This is a genomic window from Acinetobacter sp. YH12235, assembly GCF_013417705.1.
Classification (GTDB): Bacteria; Pseudomonadota; Gammaproteobacteria; order Pseudomonadales; family Moraxellaceae; genus Acinetobacter.
On record NZ_VPDL01000053.1, the window covers coordinates 1 to 3,859 of the forward strand.

The 3,859-nt window shown below is 41.1% G+C and carries 3 protein-coding genes and 2 pseudogenes; all 5 read left to right on the forward strand.

Annotated elements, in window-relative coordinates; genetic code table 11:
* Positions 1-224: pseudogene (locus FTV13_RS15345) on the forward strand (IS91 family transposase); the annotation flags it as partial.
* A gap of 570 nt (positions 225-794) precedes the next feature.
* The gene (locus FTV13_RS15355) at positions 795-1,172 is read left to right on the forward strand and encodes a hypothetical protein (protein WP_044502095.1); all 378 of its coding nucleotides are present in this window, start codon (positions 795-797) and stop codon (positions 1,170-1,172) included.
* Between the two features lie 23 nt (positions 1,173-1,195).
* On the forward strand, positions 1,196-2,332 hold the full coding sequence (tet(X), locus tag FTV13_RS15360; protein WP_044502094.1) for a tetracycline-inactivating monooxygenase Tet(X): 1,137 nt from the start codon (positions 1,196-1,198) through the stop codon (positions 2,330-2,332).
* 17 nt (positions 2,333-2,349) lie between these two features.
* Positions 2,350-3,210: a macrolide hydrolase EstT gene (gene estT / locus FTV13_RS15365; RefSeq protein WP_077782102.1), complete on the forward strand. Its 861-nt coding sequence runs from the start codon at positions 2,350-2,352 to the stop codon at positions 3,208-3,210.
* Positions 3,211-3,266: 56 nt separating this feature from the next.
* Positions 3,267-3,743, forward strand: a pseudogene (locus tag FTV13_RS15370) (GMP synthase (glutamine-hydrolyzing)); the annotation flags it as partial.
* Positions 3,744-3,859: the final 116 nt, after the last annotated feature.

A 3,859-nucleotide genomic window follows, 5' to 3' on the forward strand; every position in this document is an offset into this window, starting at 1 on the left:
CGTCGATGACATGGGCGCAACGGCTCAAGCGTGTTTTCAATATCGACATCGAGACCTGCAGCGGCTGCGGCGGCGCCATGAAAGTCATCGCCTGCATTGAAGACCCTATAGTGATCAAGCAGATCCTTGATCACCTGAAGCACAAAGCCGAAACCAGCGGGACCAGGGCGTTACCCGAAAGCCGGGCGCCACCGGCTGAGCTGCTCCTGGGTCTGTTTGACTGACGAGCCTGAAGGCCAACGATACCAATCAAAATGCTGCGTTCACAGCGCCGCGGCAGGGATCCGCCGTGCTGGTTGTCGGAAAAGGAGCCGCTAGTGGGAAAGAGGAGGGTAAATTTTCAGCGTTGCTGGCTCCCCGTCAGCCGGATTGGGTTGCATCGCAGGGGTGTCGAAAGAGTCAACTGCGGTCCAAAGCTGTTGGACTTGGGTGAAAAGGGCGTTTATTCTTCCTATACGTTGTTCAGAATAACATTGTTCCGCCAACAATCAATTCGGTAGATATTGAACCTGAATATAGGGATATATTTAACTTGACGTTACACCAATCACAACAACGGCAAGTGAATTACGCAATGAGTAATACTTTTGGTTTTGGCGGACACATTGCCACAAGTATTTTTAAAAAATATGCTGAATAGAGAGTAGGTGCTAACTTCGGTTTGCTCGTGTTGGCGCTAAATCGAAAGTTCAAGTATCCCAACATGTTCCTTCGTATAGAAGTTAAAAGTTGGCAATTATCGTAGAACAACCTACAGACAACACCAATATGTAACCGATAAATAATTACAAAATATGACCGACAGAGTAAACATCATCAATAACTACATCGATGGATACAACCAATTTGATATCAAAAAAATGGTTGCAGACCTTGACGATAATATTGTTTTTGAAAACATTCAAAATAATGATATAAGTTTATCGCTGAAAGGGTTAACAGCGTTTAAACAACAGGCAGAAACAGCAAAAACATACTTTGCAAAGAGAACACAGACAGTTAAATCGTTTAGGCATTTTGACAACAGCACTGAAATAGAAATTGATTATACAGCAATTTTAGCAATTGACTTTCCGAACGGCTTAAAAAAAGGGCAAAAGCTAAAGTTATCAGGAAAATCCGTGTTTGAATTTAAAAAAAACAAAGTGATTAAATTGACAGACATTAGTTGACATTAAAACCAGCGAACAAGAATATGACTTTACTAAAACATAAAAAAATTACAATAATTGGTGCCGGGCCTGTTGGATTAACAATGGCGAGATTGTTACAGCAAAACGGCGTGGACATTACAGTTTACGAGAGAGACAAAGACCAAGATGCAAGGATTTTTGGTGGGACACTTGATCTGCACAGGGATTCGGGACAGGAAGCAATGAAAAGAGCGGGATTGTTACAAACTTATTATGACTTAGCTTTACCAATGGGTGTAAATATTGTTGATGAAAAGGGCAATATTTTAACCACAAAAAATGTAAGACCCGAAAATCGTTTTGACAATCCTGAAATAAACAGAAATGACTTAAGGACTATCCTATTAAATAGTTTACAAAATGATACCGTCATTTGGGATAGAAAACTTGTTACCCTTGAACCTGATAAGGAGAAGTGGATACTAACTTTTGAGGATAAATCGAGTGAAACAGCAGATCTGGTTATTATTGCCAATGGTGGAATGTCTAAAGTAAGAAAATTTGTTACCGACACGGAAGTTGAAGAAACAGGTACTTTCAATATACAAGCCGATATTCATCAACCGGAGGTGAACTGTCCTGGATTTTTTCAGCTTTGCAATGGAAACCGGCTAATGGCTGCTCATCAAGGTAATTTATTATTTGCGAATCCTAATAATAATGGTGCATTGCATTTTGGAATAAGTTTTAAAACACCTGATGAATGGAAAAGCAAAACGCGGGTAGATTTTCAAGACAGAAATAGTGTCGTTGATTTTCTCCTGAAAAAATTTTCCGATTGGGACGAACGCTACAAAGAACTGATTCGTTTGACATCATCTTTTGTAGGGTTAGCGACACGAATATTTCCCTTAGATAAGTCTTGGAAAAGTAAGCGTCCATTACCCATAACGATGATTGGAGATGCTGCTCATTTGATGCCTCCTTTTGCAGGACAAGGCGTAAACAGTGGGTTGATGGATGCCTTGATATTGTCGGATAATCTGACCAATGGGAAATTTAACAGCATTGAAGAGGCTATTGAAAATTATGAACAGCAAATGTTTGCTTATGGAAGAGAAGCACAGGCAGAATCAATAATAAACGAAACGGAAATGTTCAGCCTCGACTTTTCTTTCCAAAAACTAATGAATCTATAAAACAGAAAGGCGAGGAAATGAAAGAGAAAATAGTTAAAAAAAACGGAATAAGACTTTTTACCGAAAGTTTTGGATGTGAAAAAGATCCGGCAATACTCTTGATTGCGGGAGCAACGGTATCCATGTTGTATTGGGATGCTGAATTTTGCCAGAAACTATCTGAAAAGGGATTTTTTGTTATTCGCTACGACAATAGGGACGTAGGAAAATCTACTAATTACGAACCGGGTTCAACCCCCTATGATATTGTTGACTTAACCCATGATGCTATTTCAATTTTGGACGGCTATAAAATAGTCAAAGCCAATTTTGTGGGAATTTCACTGGGCGGACTGATTTCTCAAATAGCATCAATAAAATATGCCGACAGGGTAAGTTCAATAACACTAATCTCATCAGGTCCTTGGGGCGACTCAGACCCCACAATTCCTGAAATGGATACGCGTATTTTAGATTTTCACGGAAAAGCTGAAACCGTAGATTGGACAAATGAAGACAGTGTGGCAAATTATTTAATTCAAGGTGCTGAATTGATGAGCGGCAGGAAACAATTTGACAAACAAAGAAGTGAAAAACTGATTAGAGCCGAATTTAAAAGAGCTAATAACTATATAAGTATGTTCAATCATGCGGCACTGCAAGGTGGTGAAGAATACTGGAACAGATTGAGCGAAATCAATCAACCAACCTTAATTGTACACGGAACGGACGATAAAATATGGCATTTTAAGAATTCAGCAGTTTTACTTGAAAAGATAAACGGCTCAAAACTAATAACGCTTGATGGAACCGGACACGAACTACATTTCGAAGATTGGAATAAAATTATTGATGGAATAACGCAACATACAACAAATAACAAAAGAATGAACAAATAGGGTATTATGTATTTCCAAATCAACGGTTTAGAGATTGAAGCTAATATCAATGTGTTATGACGCTCAAGCTGGTGGAGCCGCTGCGCGAGCTGTTTAAAGATGAGGTGCGCAAGATCGGTATGGAGTTAGGTCTGCCCTACGACATGGTTTACCGTCATCCCTTCCCTGGCCCTGGCTTGGGTGTGCGTATTCTTGGCGAAGTAAAAAAAGAATATGCCGACAGGTTGCGCTTGGCTGATGCCATCTTTATCGAAGAGCTGTATGCCGCTGACCTGTATCACAAAACCAGCCAAGCCTTCGCTGTATTCTTGCCAGTGAAGTCGGTTGGCGTAGTGGGCGATGCCCGCCGCTATGAGTATGTGGTGGCATTGCGCGCAGTAGAAACTATCGATTTTATGACAGCGCGCTGGGCACACTTGCCGTATGAGTTTTTAGAAACGGTTTCTAGCCGCATCATTAATGAGATTCCCGGTATTTCGCGGGTAACCTACGATGTTTCCTCAAAGCCGCCGGCAACTATTGAGTGGGAGTGACGGGCACTGGCTGGCAATGTCTAGCAACGGCAGGCATTTCGGCTGAGGGTAAAAGAACTTTCCGCTAAGCGATAGACTGTATGTAAACACAGTATTGCAAGGACGCGGAACATGCC